This is a genomic window from Stenotrophomonas sp. WHRI 8082, assembly GCF_040223995.2.
Classification (GTDB): domain Bacteria; phylum Pseudomonadota; class Gammaproteobacteria; order Xanthomonadales; family Xanthomonadaceae; genus Stenotrophomonas.
The window spans coordinates 679,480-694,383 of sequence record NZ_CP167826.1; the positions used below are offsets into that span (position 1 = coordinate 679,480).

Genomic DNA, 14,904 nt, shown 5'->3' on the forward strand with positions numbered 1-14,904 from the left:
GCGTGGCCGGCGCGGTGGAGGGCGACGGTCGGCCCGCAGCCGACATCACCGGCGCACCGACCGTCTGCGGCAGGTTGCCCTGGATGATCGTATGGATCATGTCGTCGGCATCATGCAGCTGCTTGGCATACACGTCTGTGTCAAACACCGAACCGGTCGCTGCCTGGCTGGGCAGCACTTCGCCCTTCTGGTCACGCAGGCTGACCTCGGCCTTCATCGACAGGCCGATGCGCAGCGGGTGCTCGGCCAACTGCTTGGCATCGATGGCGATGCGCACCGGCACGCGCTGCACGATCTTGATCCAGTTGCCACTGGCGTTCTGTGCCGGCAGCAGCGAGAACGCCGAGCCGGTGCCCATGCCCAGGCTGGTCAGGCGTCCCTTGTAGCTGACATCGCCGCCATACAGATCCGAACGCAGCTCCACTTCCTGGCCCAGGCGCATGTGCCGCAGCTGGGTTTCCTTGAAGTTGGCTTCCACCCACATCTGATCGGTAGGCACCACCGCCATCAGCGCATTGCCCGGCTGCACGCGCTGGCCGACCTGCACCGAGCGACGCGCCACGTAGCCGGTGACCGGCGAGACGATGCCGGCGCGCGCATTGTTGAGCCACGCCTGGCGCAGCTGCGCAGCGGCGGCCTGCACGTCGGGCTGGGTGGCGATCACCGTGTCATCGACCAGTGCGCGGCTGCGTTCGAACGTTTCGCGCGAACCGGCCACGGCGGCTTCCGCAGCGGCCAGTTCGTTGCGCGCATGCGACAGCTCTTCATCGGAAATGGCGCCGGTGGCGGCCAGGTCCTTGCGGCGGGCGAAATCATCGCGTGCGCGCTTCAACGTGACCTGCCGTGCATTCAACTCGGCCTGTGCACCTTCGGCGCTGCGGTACAGGCCACGCACCTGGCGGACCGTACCGGCAAGCTGGGCTTCTGCCTGTTGCAGCGCTACCTCGGTATCGGCTGGATCCAGCTGTACCAGCAACTGGCCGCGCTCGACACGCATGCCATCGTCGGCCGCGATACCGACCACCGTGCCGGTGATCAGCGGCGTGATCTGCACCTGGTTGCCGCCCACGTAGGCATCGTCGGTTTCTTCGAACCAGCGGCCGAACATGAAATACCACAGGGCCGCTGCGGCGATCAGCAGCAGCACGATCACAATCAGTCCGCGCAGCAGCTTGCCGCGACGGCTGGGAGCGGCGGGCGCCGCGGGGGTAGAGGTCTGGCTCATGGGAGATGTCTTCAGGAATGCGAGGAATCGGAAAGAGGGGCAGCACGCACGGTGTCATCGGCAGCCGGCTGGAAGCCGCCGCCCAACGCCTGGCTGAGACGCACCGATGACAACAGCTGCTGCGACTGCAGGCCGGCCAGCCGCTGCTGCGCCTGCAGCAGGGTGGACTGTGCGGTCAGTACATCCAGATAGCCGCCGATGCCGGCGCGATACCGCTGGTCAGCCAGACCGTGCGCAGCGCGCGCGGTATCCACCGCCTGCTGCTGCGACTGCGCCTGCTGCTGCAGCGAGCGCACCGCGTTGACCTGGTCGGCCACCTGGTGCAATGCGTCCACCAGCCCTTGGTTGTACGTGGCAACGGCGAGATCGTACTCGGCGTCACGGCGGTCCAGGCCCGCGCGCAGACGCCCACCCTCGAAGATCGGCAGACTCAGCGCCGGGCCGATGTAGGCAAACGTGGATTCGCGTTGCAGCAGGTCGCCGAGATTCGGTGCGACGACGCCGGCCAGCGCGGTGAGATTCAGGCTCGGATAGAACGCCGCCTTGGCTGCATCGATCTGCCGGCCGGCCGCTTCCACCCGCCAGCGCGCCGCCACGATGTCCGGGCGGCGCCCCAGCAGTTCGCTGGGCAACACGCCCGGCAGCTGCAGCGCCATCGGGTCCAATGCGTGCGGACGCCCAATCTGCAGGCCCCGGTCCGGCCCCTGCCCGACCAGCGCCGCCAATGCGGTACGCCCTTCGTCAATCTGCTGCTGGGCGGCCTGCAGCTGCTGCTGCGCCGCCGGCACGCGCGATTCGGCCTGGCGCACCTGCAGGTCACTGTCGATGCCGGCGGCGCGGCGCTGGCGGGTGAGCTGCAGGGTTTTCTGCGAACGTGCCAACTCTTCTTCGGCCACATCGTGCAACTGCCATGCGTAGGCCAGCCCGGCGTAAGCCTGAGCGATGTTGGAGGACAGATTCATGCGCGCCGCCTGCGCGTCGATCGCCGCCGCATGCGCGCTGTCCACCGCCGCTTCCCAAGTGGCGCGCTTGCCGCCCCACAGGTCCACGCCGTAGCTGAAGTTGAGGGCGAGCTGGCTGCTGCCCGCGTAGTGACCGCCGGTTTCATCGCCCAGCATGGATTCGGGTAAGCGCAGACCCGTATAGCCGCCGGATACCGAAAGACTGGGCAACTGGTCGGCACGCGCCCCACCCACCTGCGATCGTGCCTGGCGCAGCCGCGCATCGGCCGCATCCAGGCTGGGGTGGCTGGCCAACCCTTCTTCGATCAGGGCATCCAGCTGCGGGTCCCCCAGTGCTTTCCACCAGTCCTGCGCGGGGAAGCCGGCCGCGCCCAGCGAGGCGCCCGTCAACGTGCGGCTGCTGTGCAGCGCATCGGCATCCAACAGCGCGCCGTGCGGCTGCAGCCCGCGGCTGCTGGCACAAGCGGCGAGTGCCAACACCAGGCCGGCCAGCAACAGGGGCCGGCCCTGGCGCCATGTAGAAACAAGAGGGATGGAAGTCATGGGGTCGTCAATGAGTCGCGGATTCGGGTCAACAGGGAGAGCAGCTGCGCACGTTCGTCGGCGCTGAGCTCGCGGGAGGCGTAATCGATCACATCCTCGCCGCGCTTCTGCAGGCGTGCCCACAGCGCGCGACCTTCATCGGTCAGCACGATCTGCAGCGCACGCCGGTCCATCGCATGCGCTTCGCGGCGCACACAGCCCAGCGCCTCCAGCTTGTCGAGCAGGCGCGTGACCGCGCTGGGTACCTGGTCGATGGCCTTGGCCAGTTCGTTCGCCGTGCACGGTGCGGTCCGGGACAGGACCTTCAGGCCGATGTAATGGGTGAAATTAAGGCCGAGGTTCTCTTCGGCCATGGAGGCGTCCAACTGCCGGACCAGGCCATCGCGCACCTGGCGCAACAACAGGCCGAAACTGGGAGGTGTCGTATCGGGACAGATCATGCCGCACATTCTCTTCCAAAAAATATATTTCTCAATGGAAATATTCGATCTGGCATCGAATGCTGTGTTGCAACAATGTGAGTGATCGGGAGAGGGCTACCTTAATGAGCGTTCGGGCTGGCCCGGTAGTACAATCCAGCCAATGAATGGTGTTATCGAGCCACTTGCGACCCTCATCAGTCCACCGGACGTGCCGCTGCCGGTACGCCAGGGTCCGGACGTCGTGGCCGCCCGGCAGGTGATGCGGGAAAGCGCGCTGGAGTGGTTCGAGCGCCTGGATGGCCTGCCCGTGGTGGGCTTCCACATCGACAGCGCGAAAGGGCTGGCGCATGAGGTGGATTGGCATGCCCATGGCCGCGCCCAGCTTATCTGCGTGGAAAGTGGTCTGCTGACCACGCGTACGCATCACGGCACGTGGTCGCTGGCGCCCGGCTCGGCGGGCTGGATGCCTGCGGGCGAACCGCACACCGTGGCCATCGACGGGCCTCTGCGGGGCTGGGGCATGGTGCTGGCGCCGACGTTGTGCCATGACCTGCCCGCTGATCCCTGTGTGATCGGCATCTCCCCCCTGCTGCAGGCCGTGGCCTTGCGGGTATGCGAATGGACACCTGCCGAGCGCGTCACTTCGCGCCAGCAGCACCTGGTGGAGGTGCTGCTTGACGAGCTGCGCACGGCCCCGCGACAACGGATGCACCTGCCCATGCCGCGCGACAGGCGCCTGCTGAAGATCGCCTCCCAGCTGCTCGCCGACCCCGCCGATGACCGCAGTCTTGCGCAGTGGGCCGCGTGGGCAGGCCTGTCGACCCGCTCATTGACCCGCCATTTCCGCGAGGAGACCACGCTCAGCTTCTCCCATTGGCGGCAACAGGCCCGCCTGGCCGAGGCGCTGCGCCAGCTCAGCGAAGGACGACCGGTGGCCGATATCGCCCACGGGCTGGGCTTCAGCAGTTCCAGCGCGTTCGTCACGGTGTTCCGCCGCCACTTCGGCGTGCCGCCGGGACGCTATCTTGCACGGGCAGCGCAGGGACTCGATCCACCGCGCGGCTTGGCTTCTCCGGCCGCATCCGGATAATCACCCTATTGCGAGGGCGACGGCCGTCGCCGCCTCCGAACACAGGTAACAACCCCGCATGACCGATCTTGCCCGCCCCGTCTTCCACGGCTTCGAACAGCTGCCGCTGCGCGAATATGCCGAGCGCGCCTACCTCGACTACTCGATGTATGTGGTCCTGGACCGTGCGCTGCCCTTCCTCGGCGACGGCCTCAAGCCCGTGCAGCGCCGCATCATCTATGCGATGAGCGAGCTGGGCCTGAACGCAGGTTCCAAACCGAAGAAGTCCGCGCGCACCGTCGGCGATGTCATCGGCAAGTACCATCCGCATGGCGACAGCGCCTGCTACGAGGCACTGGTGCTGATGGCCCAGCCGTTCTCGTACCGCTATCCCCTGATCGAAGGCCAGGGCAACTTCGGTTCCAGCGATGACCCGAAGTCGTTCGCCGCGATGCGCTACACCGAATCCAAGCTGACCCCGATCGCGGAAGTGCTGCTGGGCGAGCTCGGCCACGGCACGACCGACTGGACGCCGAACTTCGACGGCACCATGCAGGAGCCGACCTGGATGCCGGCGCGGCTGCCGCACCTGCTGCTCAACGGCACTACCGGCATCGCCGTGGGCATGGCCACCGATGTGCCCCCGCATAACCTCAACGAGATCGTCAGCGCGCTGCTGCATCTGCTGGAAGATCCCGATGCCAGCGTGCGCGACCTGTGCGAGCACGTGAAGGGGCCGGACTACCCGTCCAACGCGGAGATCATCACCCCCGCCGCCGATCTGCTGCACCTGTATGAAACCGGCCACGGCAGCGTGCGTGCGCGGGCGACCTACCTGAAAGAGAACGGCAACGTGGTGGTCAACGCCCTGCCCTTCCAGGTGTCGCCGTCCAAGGTGATCGAACAGATCGCCGCACAGATGCGGGCCAAGAAGCTGCCGTGGATCGAAGACGTGCGCGATGAGTCCGACCACGCCAACCCGGTACGGGTGGTGCTGGTGCCGCGTTCCAACCGCGTCGATGCCGACCAGCTGATGGGCCACCTGTTCGCCACCACGGACATGGAACGCAGCTACCGGGTGAACCTCAACGTGATCGGCCTGGACGGCCGCCCGCAGGTGAAGAACCTCAAGACCCTGCTCAGCGAATGGCTGGCGTTCCGCAGCAGCACCGTGGTCCGCCGCCTGCAGCATCGCCTGCAGAAGGTCGAGCGTCGCCTGCACCTGTTGGAAGGCCTGCTGGTCGCCTTCCTCAACCTGGATGAAGTGATCCACATCATCCGGACCGAAGACGAACCGAAGGCCGCACTGATCGCGCGCTTCGGCCTGTCCGACGACCAGGCCGAGTACATCCTGGAAACCAAGCTGAAGCAGCTTGCGCGCCTGGAAGAAATGAAGATCCGCGGCGAGCAGGATGAGCTGGCCAAGGAACGCGACAAGATCCTCGGCATCCTGGACAGCAAGGCCAAGCTGAAGAAGCTGATCAAGGACGAACTGACGGCCGATGCCAAGAAGTTCGGCGACGCACGTCGTTCGCCGCTGGTGCAGCGCGGTGCGGCACAGGCCATCGATGAAACCGAGCTGGTACCGAGCGAGCCGATGACCGTCGTGCTGTCGGAGAAGGGCTGGATCCGCGCGGCCAAGGGCCACGACGTGGACCCGTCATCGCTGAACTACCGCGACGGTGACAGCCTGCTGGCTTCGGTCCGCGCCCGCAGCACGCAGCAGGTCGCCTTCCTCGACAGTGAGGGCCGCGCCTATTCCACCGCGGTGCACACCCTGCCCTCGGCCCGCGGCAATGGCGAGCCGCTGACCGGGCGCTTTTCGCCTGCATCGGGGACGAGTTTCGTCACCCTGGCGAGCGCCGAACCGACCGGACGCTTCGTGCTGGCCTCCACGCACGGCTATGGCTTCGTGACCCGCTTCGAGAACCTGATCGGCCGCAACAAGGCCGGCAAGGCGATGCTGAACCTCGCGTCGGGCTCGTCGGTGCTGCAGCCGGCCGTATTGGCCAACGTGGACACGGACCGCATCGTCGCGGTGACCAGTTCGGGCAACCTGCTGGCCATCGCCGCCAGCGACCTGCCGGAACTGGACAAGGGCAAGGGCAACAAGATCATCGAGATCCCGAAGGCCAAGCTGGCCACCGAGCGGGTGGTGGCGGTGGTGGCGATCAGCCCCGGCCAGACCCTGCAGGTCCGCAGCGGCCAGCGCACGATGGGCCTGAAGTTCAGCGAGCTCGACACCTACCTGGGCACGCGTGCCACGCGCGGCCACCTGCTGCCGCGCGGCTGGCAGAAGGTGGAAGGGCTGTCGGTGGAGTGAGCTGACTCCGTCCTGCCTGCGGGTAGAGCCGACTTCAGTCGGCTGGTCCGGAAAAGCCGACTAAAGTCGGCTCTACCAGTCGGCTCTACCAGTCGGTGCCACCCGTCAGCCCACCAGCCAGCTCCACCAACGCATTGTCAGACACAAAAAAGCCGGGGAATCCCCGGCTTTTTCATTGCTGGCTGGCGCGAGGCTGGCTGGCTACACGGTCAGTGCGCGACAGCGCCCTTGCCGTCGATCTTGCTCAGCTGGTAAAGCTCCAGGCCGATGCGCTGGATCAGACCCAACTGCTGCTCCAGCCACCACGCGTGGTCTTCCTCGGTGTCCTTCAGCTGTACCAGCAACATGTCGCGGCTGACATAGTCACCGTTGGCTTCGCACAGCTTCATGCCGGCAGCCAGGTTGTTGCGCACCGCGTACTCGGTATCCAGGTCCTTGCGCAGCATCTCCTCGACGGTGACGCCGGGCTCGAAGGCGTGCGCGCGCATGTCCGGGTCGCCGCCCAAGAACAGGATGCGCCGCAGCAGCGCATCGGCATGCTCGGTCTCCTCCTGCATTTCGTGGTTCAGGCGTTCGTACAGCGCGAACAGGCCCTGGTCCTCGTAACGGCGGGAATGGATGAAGTACTGGTCGCGGGCGGCAAGCTCGCCGCGCAACAGTTCTTTCAGGCAGGCGATGACGTCCGGGTTGCCTTTCATGGGGGATGCTCCTGTGACTCGATGACGCCATGGTGCCCTATCCAGAAACCCGGTGATCTAATCGGAATCAATCGCAGTCGCGTCTCTCCTGCGATCTGTCCTGAAGGGTGGCTACAATCGGTTCACCCCCGGTCCGGCAAGGAAGCGTCCCATGCGTCGATGGTTGTTGCGCTTGTTCTGGTTGTTCGTCGTCGTGCTGGTGGCTGCGGGTAGTTCGGCATGGTGGATGCTGCGTGGCAGCCTGGCGCCGCTGGACGGCGAGGCCTCCCTTACCGGGCTGCAGGCACCGGTGACGATCACCCGCGATGCATTGGGGGTCGTGACCCTCGAAGGCAGCAGCCAGATCGATGTCATGCGCGCGCTGGGCCAGGTGCATGCGCAGGAACGCGGCTTCGAGATGGACCTGATGCGGCGCAGTGCCGCCGGTGAATTGTCCGCCCTGTTCGGTCCTGCTGCACTGGATCTGGACAAGCGCATGCGCGTGCATCGCCTGCGTGACCGGGCAGCGCGCGAGCCGGTCAGTGCCGAGCTGCGCGCGTACGTCGAGGGCGTGAACGAGGGCATGTCCGGGCTGCGCGTGCGGCCCTGGCCCTATCTGCTGCTGCGCCAGCGCCCCACCCCGTGGCAGGCCAGCGACAGCCTGCTGACCGGCTATGCCATGTACGCCGACCTGCAGGATCCTTCGAACCAGAACGAGCTGGCCTACCGTCGCCTGCGCGAGGTGATGCCACCCGCGCTGTATGGGCTGCTCAGCCACGGCGGCAGCAGCTGGGACGCACCGTTGATGGGTGATGCGCGCGGCGATGCGACGCTGCCCGGTGCCGATGTGCTGGACCTGCGCGCACTGCCCTCCGGGCCGGTGGCCCCTGCTGCGGAAAAGGACGTCACCGGCAGCAACAATTTCGCCGTGGCCGGCGCGCTGACGGCGGATGGCCGCGCCATCCTGGCCGACGACATGCACCTGGGACAGCGCGCCCCGAACATCTGGTTCCGCGTGCGCCTGCGCTACCCCGATGCCCAGGCACCGGGTGGGCGGGTGGATGTCAGTGGGTTCTCACTGCCCGGCCTGCCCGCCATCGTGGTCGGCAGCAACGGCCACGTTGCCTGGGGCTTCACCAACAGCTTCATCGATACCGCCGATTTCCAGCCGGTCCCCGCAGGGGCCTCGATGACCGAACACCGAGAACGCATCGAGGTGGCGGGCGGCGACCCCGTGGACTTCACCGTGCGCGAGACGGCATGGGGGCCGGTGCTGCATCAGCGTCCGGATGGCTCGGGCGAGGCACTGCGCTGGGTCGCACACCAGCCCGGTGCGATCAGCCTGGCGCTCGCTGATCTGGCGCGCGCGGGAGACCTGGACGCTGCGCTGCGCGTCGCCGACCGCACGCGCATTCCGGCGCAGAATCTGTTGCTGGCCGACAGCAGTGGACGCATCGCGTGGCGACTGCTGGGTGCACGGCCTGCGCGCACGGCTGACTGCCTGCCGGCCGACATGCATGCGCTGCCGCATGCCGGTTGCGCCGCGTGGCCGATCCGCAGTGATGCAGCCCCTTCGTTGATCGATCCCCCCGGGCAGCGACTGTGGACCGCCAACGGGCGTGTGCTGGATGGTGCCGAGCTGACGATTGCCGGTGACGCAGGGTATGACCTCGGTGCACGTGCGGGACAGATCCGCGATGCACTGCAGGCCAGCGAGCGCTTCACGGAGAAAGACCTGCTGGCCATCCAGCTCGACGATCGGGCCTTGTTCCTGCAGCGCTGGTGGGTCGTGTTGCGCACTGTGGTGAAGGATTCGCAGGATCCAGCGCTGCAACGGCTGGAAGCCGTCACCCGCGTCTGGGACGGCCATGCGTCCGTGGATTCGGTGAGCTACCGGATGGTCCGCGGATTCCGTGGCAGGGTGCAGGATGCCGTAACCGCCGGACTGTTGGCACCGGCGAAACAGGCACTAGGCGAGGAATGGCTGGAGCCGAATCTGGTGCAGTTCGAAGGGGTGCTGTGGCCGTTGGTCAGCCAGCGCCCGGCGCATCTGCTGCCGGCGACATATGCCACGTGGGATGCCCTGCTGATCGATGCGGCGAAGGGCCTGGAAACCAGTCTGTCCGCGCAGGGACCGCTGGCCGAGCGCACCTGGGGCGAACGCAATACGGCGGCGATCTGTCACCCGATCAGCCGCGCGTTGCCTGCGCTGGCGCAGCGCTGGCTGTGCATGCCAGCCGATCCGCTGCCTGGCGACAACAACATGCCGCGCGTGCAAGGTCCCGCCTTCGGTGCATCGCAGCGCATGGTGGTATCACCCGGGCACGAAGCCGACGGCATCATCCACATGCCGGGCGGCCAGAGTGGACATCCCCTGTCACCGTTCTGGGCCGCCGGCCACGACGACTACGTGCACGGGCGCCCCACCCCGTTCCTGCCGGGTCCGACCACACACACACTGACCCTGAAGCCCGCACGCTGATCCGGTAGAGCCGACGTGGTAGAGCCGACTTGGTAGAGCCGACTTCAGTCGGCTGCCTTTACCATGACGTCTCCGCCAACGCGTTCCATTTACCTCCGCGTGCAACCGCTGCGCTCGCCGAGCACGGCTCGGCGCTACCGGGCGACCGGTAAACTGGCTTTGGTAGCGCCGAGCCGTGCTCGGCGGACCGGGTCAGCACGTGTGGTCTGGGTGCAGCCGACTGAAGTCGGCTCTACCCGGCGGATCTGCCCCGCCAGGGCAGCGCCGAATCGGACGGGTTACGCCAGCGCGGATTCGTGCACGCCGGCAATCGCGCGGCCTGACGGGTCTGCCGCGTTGGCGAAGCTGGCATCCCACGCAATGGCCGCCGGCGACGAGCAGGCGATCGACTTGCCACCGGGCACCGTTTCGGCGGCGGCATGGCTGGGGAAATACTGCTCGAACACGTGGCGGTAGTAATACGCTTCTTTGGTCTGCGGTGGGTTGTGCGGGAAGCGCTTGTCCGCCGCGGCCAGCACCCGTTCACTGACCTGCGCCTCGGCGTGCGCCTTCAGGCCGTCGATCCAGCCATAGCCCACGCCATCGCTGAACTGCTCTTTCTGACGCCACAGGATGCTTTCCGGCAGGTAACCTTCGAACGCTGCGCGCAGCACGCCTTTTTCCACCCGGCGCCCGCCAGATGCATCGCTGCCCACCATCTTGTGCACGGCATCGAAACGCATCGCCACATCGAGGAACTCGCGGTCCAGGAACGGCACGCGCGGCTCGACACCCCACGCCATCATCGACTTGTTCGCGCGCAGGCAGTCGTAGTTGCTCAGCGCATCAAGCTTGCGCACCAGCTCGGCATGGAACTCACGTGCATCCGGCGCCTTGTGGAAGTACAGGTAGCCTCCGAAGATTTCGTCGCTGCCCTCGCCCGACAGCACCATCTTCACCCCCATCGCCTTGATCCGACGTGCGAGCAGAAACATCGGCGTCGACGCCCGGATGGTGGTGACATCATAGGTCTCGATATGACGGATCACCTCGGGCAGGACGTCCAGGCCTTCTTCGAAGGTGTATTCAAAGCCGTGGTGCACGGTGCCCAACGCTTCGGCAGCGATGGCCGCGGCGGCCAGGTCGGGTGAGCCCTTCAGGCCGATGGCGAAGGAATGCAGGCGCGGCCACCACGCCTCGCTCTCGCCGCCGTCTTCAATGCGCCTTCGCGCATAACGCGCCGCCACGGCGGCCACCAGTGACGAATCCAGTCCACCGGACAGCAGGACGCCGTACGGCACATCGCTCATCAACTGGCGTTCAACCGCACGCTCAAAGGCAACGCGCAGTTCGGCCAGATCCACCGGCGTGCCCTGCACGGCGTCGTAGTCACGCCAGGACGGTTGGTAGTAGCGCACCAGATCATCGCTGGCGCTGTCGTAGAAGTGGCCGGGTGGGAACTGCGCGGCGTCGGCACAGGTGTCGACCAATGCCTTCAGCTCGGACGCCACCCGCAGCCGTCCCTGCGCGTCATGGCCCCAGTACAGCGGCACCACGCCGATCGGGTCGCGCGCGATCAACACGCGCGCCTTCGCCTTGTCCCACAGGGCGAAGGCGAAGATGCCGTTGAGACGTTCCAGCCAGCGCGTCGGATCACCCTCGCGGTACAGCGCATTGATGACCTCGCAGTCCGAACCGGTCTGGAACGCGTAGGGCTGGATGAGCTCGGCCTTCAGTTGCTGGTGGTTATAGATTTCGCCGTTGACCGCCAGCGCCAGCTCTCCGTCTTCGGACAGCAGCGGCTGCGAGCCGCCGGCCGGGTCGACGATGGCGAGGCGCTCGTGCACCAGCAGGGCACCGTCATCGAGATAGACCCCGCTCCAATCCGGTCCGCGATGACGCTGACGCTGCGAGGATTCGAGCGCGTGGCGACGCAGCGCAGGGAGGTCGTCGCCGGCCTGCAGGCCGAATATTCCGAAGATCGAACACATGGGGTGCAACTCCTGTTTAGGGGTGTATACGCGATGGGGGTGTTCGACCGGCCACCCTGGCCCGGGGTCTGCTCCGGGCACAAAAAAACCCGCATCGGTCGATGCGGGTTTCTGGTGTCCGGGTGTGATGGTGCTTTATCTACCCTGGGCGCAGTCCCGCATCGGCCGCGCACGATTATTCGCGCGCAGATTATTGCGGTTGGTGGTGGTGACGGCGGTGGCCAAGTGGCGGTGCATGGGATTGAACGTAGCGCGCCTGTGCGGCGGGCGCAACTGTTGCGTTGGCAACGAACGGTCATCGAGCGGCGGAGCCCCTCGTGGTGGCGGGCCGAGAAACGGGCTGCGGTGTGGACCGGACGGGGAGGCAATGCGGGGGCACGCGTGAATCCTTCCATGGAGCTCTTCGCAGCTCCTGCCGCTCAAGGCCCCGCAGTCCCTCCCCGTCCAGCCCCTGACAGATTCCGATGGCCGCCAGCCGCGGAAAAAAGAGGAAGCGCGGGACCGCGCGATGCGATCGGGACCGTGGGCGCCGTTGCGCGGATAATGGGTGGGATGAAACTACGTATCTTGCCTTTCGGCCTTGTCATCATGGTGCTGCTGCAGGCCTGCAGCAGTGTGCCGCGTACGCCTGTCGCCCGCGCTGCGCAGATCGAGCGCGAGGCCGCCGATGGGCGTGTCGATAGTGCATTGGAGGCGGCCCAGCGCTATGAAATATTCAATGATCCGCGCGCGGTGTACTGGTACGAGCGCGCTGCGGCGGTGACGCCACGTACCTTCGATACCACGCGCGCCGAGTCGGCATTGGGGCGCATCTGGGAGAGTGGTCAACTGCTGCACGGTGATGGCCCGGATATCGTGCAGGCGTCGCCGTTGCGGGCGTCGCCGCGTCGCGCGGAACGCGCGTACCGCGCTTCGGCCGAGCACGGAAATGCGTTGGCGATGCTGGAACTGGCAAGGCTCCACCGACTCCAGGGCGATGCGCGGCTAGCACTGCGCTGGGACCTGCGGGCAACGGTGTACAACCACATGTCGTCGGAATCTTCGCGACTGCCACAGGCCGTCGCACCGCAGGACGGACAGGAGCATCCGTTGGTCACCGATATCCGGGCACGTGCGCAGGCCGGGGATGTGGAGGCTCAGGTGGATCTGGGCGCACTGCTTGAGACCGGTATCGGACTGGAGCGCGATGGCGTGCAGGCGCTCCAGTGGTATGAGCGGGCCGGCAACCGGGGCAACGTTTACGGGCAGTACTTCAGCGGATTGCTGCTGGGTCGTGGCCGGGCGGGCGTGACGCGCGATCTGGACGCAGCCGCCGGGTGGTTCGCAAAGGCCCATGCGCAGGATTTCCACCTGGCCGGCGAGGCGATATGGCGCAAAAGCATAGAGCCGCCGTTCTGGACGTTCGACTGACGCGCGGTAGACGCCACGGCCGCTGCTGCGCTCGCCGAGCGTGGCTCGGCGCTACCGGGCGAGCGGTGAATGGGCTTTGGTAGCGCCGAGCCGTGCTCGGCGGAATGGGTGGGCGCGTGCGGGTGGGGGCAGCCGACTGAAGTCGGCTCTACCACGCGCGGTTGAAGCCAATGCCGCCGCTGCGCTCGCCGAGCGTGGCTCGGCGCTACCGGGCGAGCGGTGGAAGGGCTTTGGTAGCGCCGAGCCGTGCTCGGCGGAATGGGTCAGCGCTCGTGGGTGGGGGCAGCCGACTGAAGTCGGCTCTACCAAGCAGCTCTACCAAGCGGCTCTACCCGGCCAGCAGGCGCTCGACCAGACGCTGGTACAGCGCGGGCAGCGCCTCCAGATCGGCGAGGGCTACGTTTTCGTCTACTTGATGGATGCTGGCGTTGACCGGCCCTACTTCGATGCACTGGGCGCCCAGCGGGGCGATGAAGCGTGCGTCGGAGGTACCGCCCCCGGTGCTCTCTGCCGGCGCGGCACCGGCGAACTCGCCCAGCACCTCGCGCGCTACGCGACGCAGTGTGCCTTCCGGCGTATAGAACGGCTCTCCGCTGCGGTGCCAGGCCAGCGTGTAGTCCAAGTCATGCCGATCCAGCAGCGCGGCGATCTCCCGCTCCAGCTTGTCCGCGTTCCAATGCGGGTTGTAACGCAGATTGAAGTCCACCTGGAGGTGGCCCGGAATCACGTTGTTGGCCCCGGTACCGGCCTGGATGTTGGACACCTGCAGACTGGTCGGTGGAAAACTCTCGAAGCCATCATCCCAGTGACGCGCCGCCAGCTCGGCCAGTGCCGGGGCAGCGAGATGGATCGGATTGCGTGCTTTCTCCGGATAGGCCACGTGGCCCTGTACACCCTGCACACGCAGTTTTGCCGACAGGCTGCCACGTCGGCCCACCCGCAACAGATCGCCCAGCCGCGCAGTGGACGACGGCTCGCCGGTTATGCACCAGTCGATGCGCTGGCCGCGTTCGGCGAACAAGCGCGCGACGTGGCGTACGCCGTCGATGGCATCGCCCTCCTCGTCACTGGTCAACAGCACCGCCAAGGTGCCTGGATGATCAGGATGTGTGGCAACGAACTGCTCTGCAGCGATCACGAACGCGGCCACGCTGCCCTTCATGTCTGCAGCGCCACGCCCATACAGCACGCCATCGCGGACCGTCGGAACAAAGGGATCGCTGGCCCAGTCCGCGGCGGGGCCGGTGGGCACCACATCGGTGTGGCCGAGCAGCACCAGCACCGGCGCTCCGCTGCCATGGGTGGCCCACAGGTTGTCGACCTCGCCCAGCCGCAGGTGCTCGCAGGAAAAACCAGCCGCCTGCAGGCGGCCGCCAATCAGTTGCTGGCAGCCGGCGTCTTCCGGCGTGACCGACGGGCGCGCGATCAGATCGCAGGCAAGCTCAAGCACCGCGCTCACGCACCGACTCCGAAGCGTGCCTTGAAGCCGTTGTCGGTGAATCCCTGGCTGACCGTGCCGTCCTCGGTCACGACCACCGGACGTTTGATCAGCTGTGGATGTTCGCGCAGCAGCAGCTTCCACTCCGCATCGGAGGCGGCTGCCTTGCGGTTGTCCGGCAACTGCCGCCACGTGGTCGAAGACCGGTTCACCATGGCGCCCAGCCCGCCCAACTGCGCCGCCCAGGCCATCAAGGTATCCGGGTCCGGCTTGGCGTCGCGGTAATCAACGAATACGTAGGGAACGGCGAAGCGGTCGAGCCACTTCGTCGCCTTCTTGCAGGTATCGCAGTTCTTCAACCCGTAGACGGTCGTGGTCATCGC

The 14,904-nt window shown here is 66.6% G+C and carries 10 protein-coding genes and 1 pseudogene; 4 read left to right on the forward strand and 7 right to left on the reverse strand.

The features are described 5' to 3' along the window. Positions 1 to 64: 64 nt before the first annotated feature. The 3 genes and pseudogenes from emrA to ABRP17_RS03080 all read right to left on the reverse strand — a co-directional run. Positions 65 to 1,225, reverse strand: a pseudogene (emrA, locus tag ABRP17_RS03070) (multidrug efflux MFS transporter periplasmic adaptor subunit EmrA); the annotation flags it as partial. A gap of 11 nt (positions 1,226 to 1,236) precedes the next feature. Further along, on the reverse strand, positions 1,237 to 2,730 hold the full coding sequence (locus ABRP17_RS03075) for an efflux transporter outer membrane subunit (RefSeq protein WP_349984828.1): 1,494 nt from the start codon (positions 2,728 to 2,730) through the stop codon (positions 1,237 to 1,239). Further along, positions 2,727 to 3,170 carry a MarR family winged helix-turn-helix transcriptional regulator gene (locus tag ABRP17_RS03080; RefSeq protein WP_188324551.1) on the reverse strand — a complete coding sequence of 148 codons (444 nt, stop codon included), beginning with the start codon at positions 3,168 to 3,170 and terminating at the stop codon, positions 2,727 to 2,729. Before ABRP17_RS03080 ends, ABRP17_RS03075 begins: the two co-directional genes overlap by 4 nt. 241 nt (positions 3,171 to 3,411) lie before the next feature. Here ABRP17_RS03080 and ABRP17_RS03085 point away from each other — a divergent pair, with 241 nt between their 5' ends. Both ABRP17_RS03085 and parC read left to right on the forward strand, forming a co-directional pair. Then, the gene (locus tag ABRP17_RS03085; protein ID WP_349984876.1) at positions 3,412 to 4,242 is read left to right on the forward strand and encodes a helix-turn-helix transcriptional regulator; all 831 of its coding nucleotides are present in this window, start codon (positions 3,412 to 3,414) and stop codon (positions 4,240 to 4,242) included. Between the two features lie 58 nt (positions 4,243 to 4,300). Continuing rightward, positions 4,301 to 6,544 (forward strand): DNA topoisomerase IV subunit A, encoded by a 2,244-nt coding sequence (gene parC / locus ABRP17_RS03090; protein ID WP_188324553.1) that lies wholly within the window; start codon positions 4,301 to 4,303, stop codon positions 6,542 to 6,544. 209 nt (positions 6,545 to 6,753) lie between these two features. On the opposite strand, the gene bfr is transcribed toward parC, so the two are convergent. Next, positions 6,754 to 7,242 (reverse strand): bacterioferritin, encoded by a 489-nt coding sequence (gene bfr / locus ABRP17_RS03095; protein ID WP_188324554.1) that lies wholly within the window; start codon positions 7,240 to 7,242, stop codon positions 6,754 to 6,756. A gap of 151 nt (positions 7,243 to 7,393) precedes the next feature. Here bfr and ABRP17_RS03100 point away from each other — a divergent pair, with 151 nt between their 5' ends. Continuing rightward, entirely contained in the window at positions 7,394 to 9,703 is a 2,310-nt protein-coding gene (locus ABRP17_RS03100) for a penicillin acylase family protein (protein ID WP_349984829.1), read from the forward strand. 278 nt (positions 9,704 to 9,981) lie between these two features. On the opposite strand, the gene asnB is transcribed toward ABRP17_RS03100, so the two are convergent. Continuing rightward, positions 9,982 to 11,673 (reverse strand): asparagine synthase B, encoded by a 1,692-nt coding sequence (gene asnB, locus ABRP17_RS03105; RefSeq protein ID WP_349984830.1) that lies wholly within the window; start codon positions 11,671 to 11,673, stop codon positions 9,982 to 9,984. Positions 11,674 to 12,225: 552 nt separating this feature from the next. On the opposite strand from asnB, the gene ABRP17_RS03110 reads away from it, so the two are divergent. Further along, complete coding sequence (locus ABRP17_RS03110; RefSeq protein ID WP_349984831.1) at positions 12,226 to 13,083, forward strand: tetratricopeptide repeat protein; 858 nt, start codon at positions 12,226 to 12,228, stop codon at positions 13,081 to 13,083. Positions 13,084 to 13,411: 328 nt separating this feature from the next. Here ABRP17_RS03110 and dapE read toward each other — a convergent pair whose 3' ends face one another. Both dapE and ABRP17_RS03120 read right to left on the reverse strand, forming a co-directional pair. Beyond that, the gene (gene dapE / locus ABRP17_RS03115) at positions 13,412 to 14,542 is read right to left on the reverse strand and encodes a succinyl-diaminopimelate desuccinylase (RefSeq protein WP_349984832.1); all 1,131 of its coding nucleotides are present in this window, start codon (positions 14,540 to 14,542) and stop codon (positions 13,412 to 13,414) included. Then, positions 14,539 to 14,901, reverse strand: a complete 363-nt coding sequence (locus ABRP17_RS03120) for a Spx/MgsR family RNA polymerase-binding regulatory protein (RefSeq protein WP_349984833.1) — start codon at positions 14,899 to 14,901, stop codon at positions 14,539 to 14,541. The genes dapE and ABRP17_RS03120 overlap by 4 nt, the downstream gene beginning before the upstream one ends. Positions 14,902 to 14,904 lie beyond the last annotated feature (3 nt).

What these genes read in the sequence shown, in the direction of transcription:
- ABRP17_RS03075 (WP_349984828.1), bottom strand. Translation starts at nt 2,730, where the DNA reads ATGACTTCCATCCCTCTTGTTTCTACATGGCGCCAGGGCCGGCCCCTG.
- ABRP17_RS03080 (WP_188324551.1), bottom strand. Translation starts at nt 3,170, where the DNA reads ATGATCTGTCCCGATACGACACCTCCCAGTTTCGGCCTGTTGTTGCGC.
- ABRP17_RS03085 (WP_349984876.1), top strand. Translation starts at nt 3,412, where the DNA reads ATGCGGGAAAGCGCGCTGGAGTGGTTCGAGCGCCTGGATGGCCTGCCC.
- parC (WP_188324553.1), top strand. Translation starts at nt 4,301, where the DNA reads ATGACCGATCTTGCCCGCCCCGTCTTCCACGGCTTCGAACAGCTGCCG.
- bfr (WP_188324554.1), bottom strand. Translation starts at nt 7,242, where the DNA reads ATGAAAGGCAACCCGGACGTCATCGCCTGCCTGAAAGAACTGTTGCGC.
- ABRP17_RS03100 (WP_349984829.1), top strand. Translation starts at nt 7,394, where the DNA reads ATGCGTCGATGGTTGTTGCGCTTGTTCTGGTTGTTCGTCGTCGTGCTG.
- asnB (WP_349984830.1), bottom strand. Translation starts at nt 11,673, where the DNA reads ATGTGTTCGATCTTCGGAATATTCGGCCTGCAGGCCGGCGACGACCTC.
- ABRP17_RS03110 (WP_349984831.1), top strand. Translation starts at nt 12,226, where the DNA reads ATGAAACTACGTATCTTGCCTTTCGGCCTTGTCATCATGGTGCTGCTG.
- ABRP17_RS03120 (WP_349984833.1), bottom strand. Translation starts at nt 14,901, where the DNA reads ATGACCACGACCGTCTACGGGTTGAAGAACTGCGATACCTGCAAGAAG.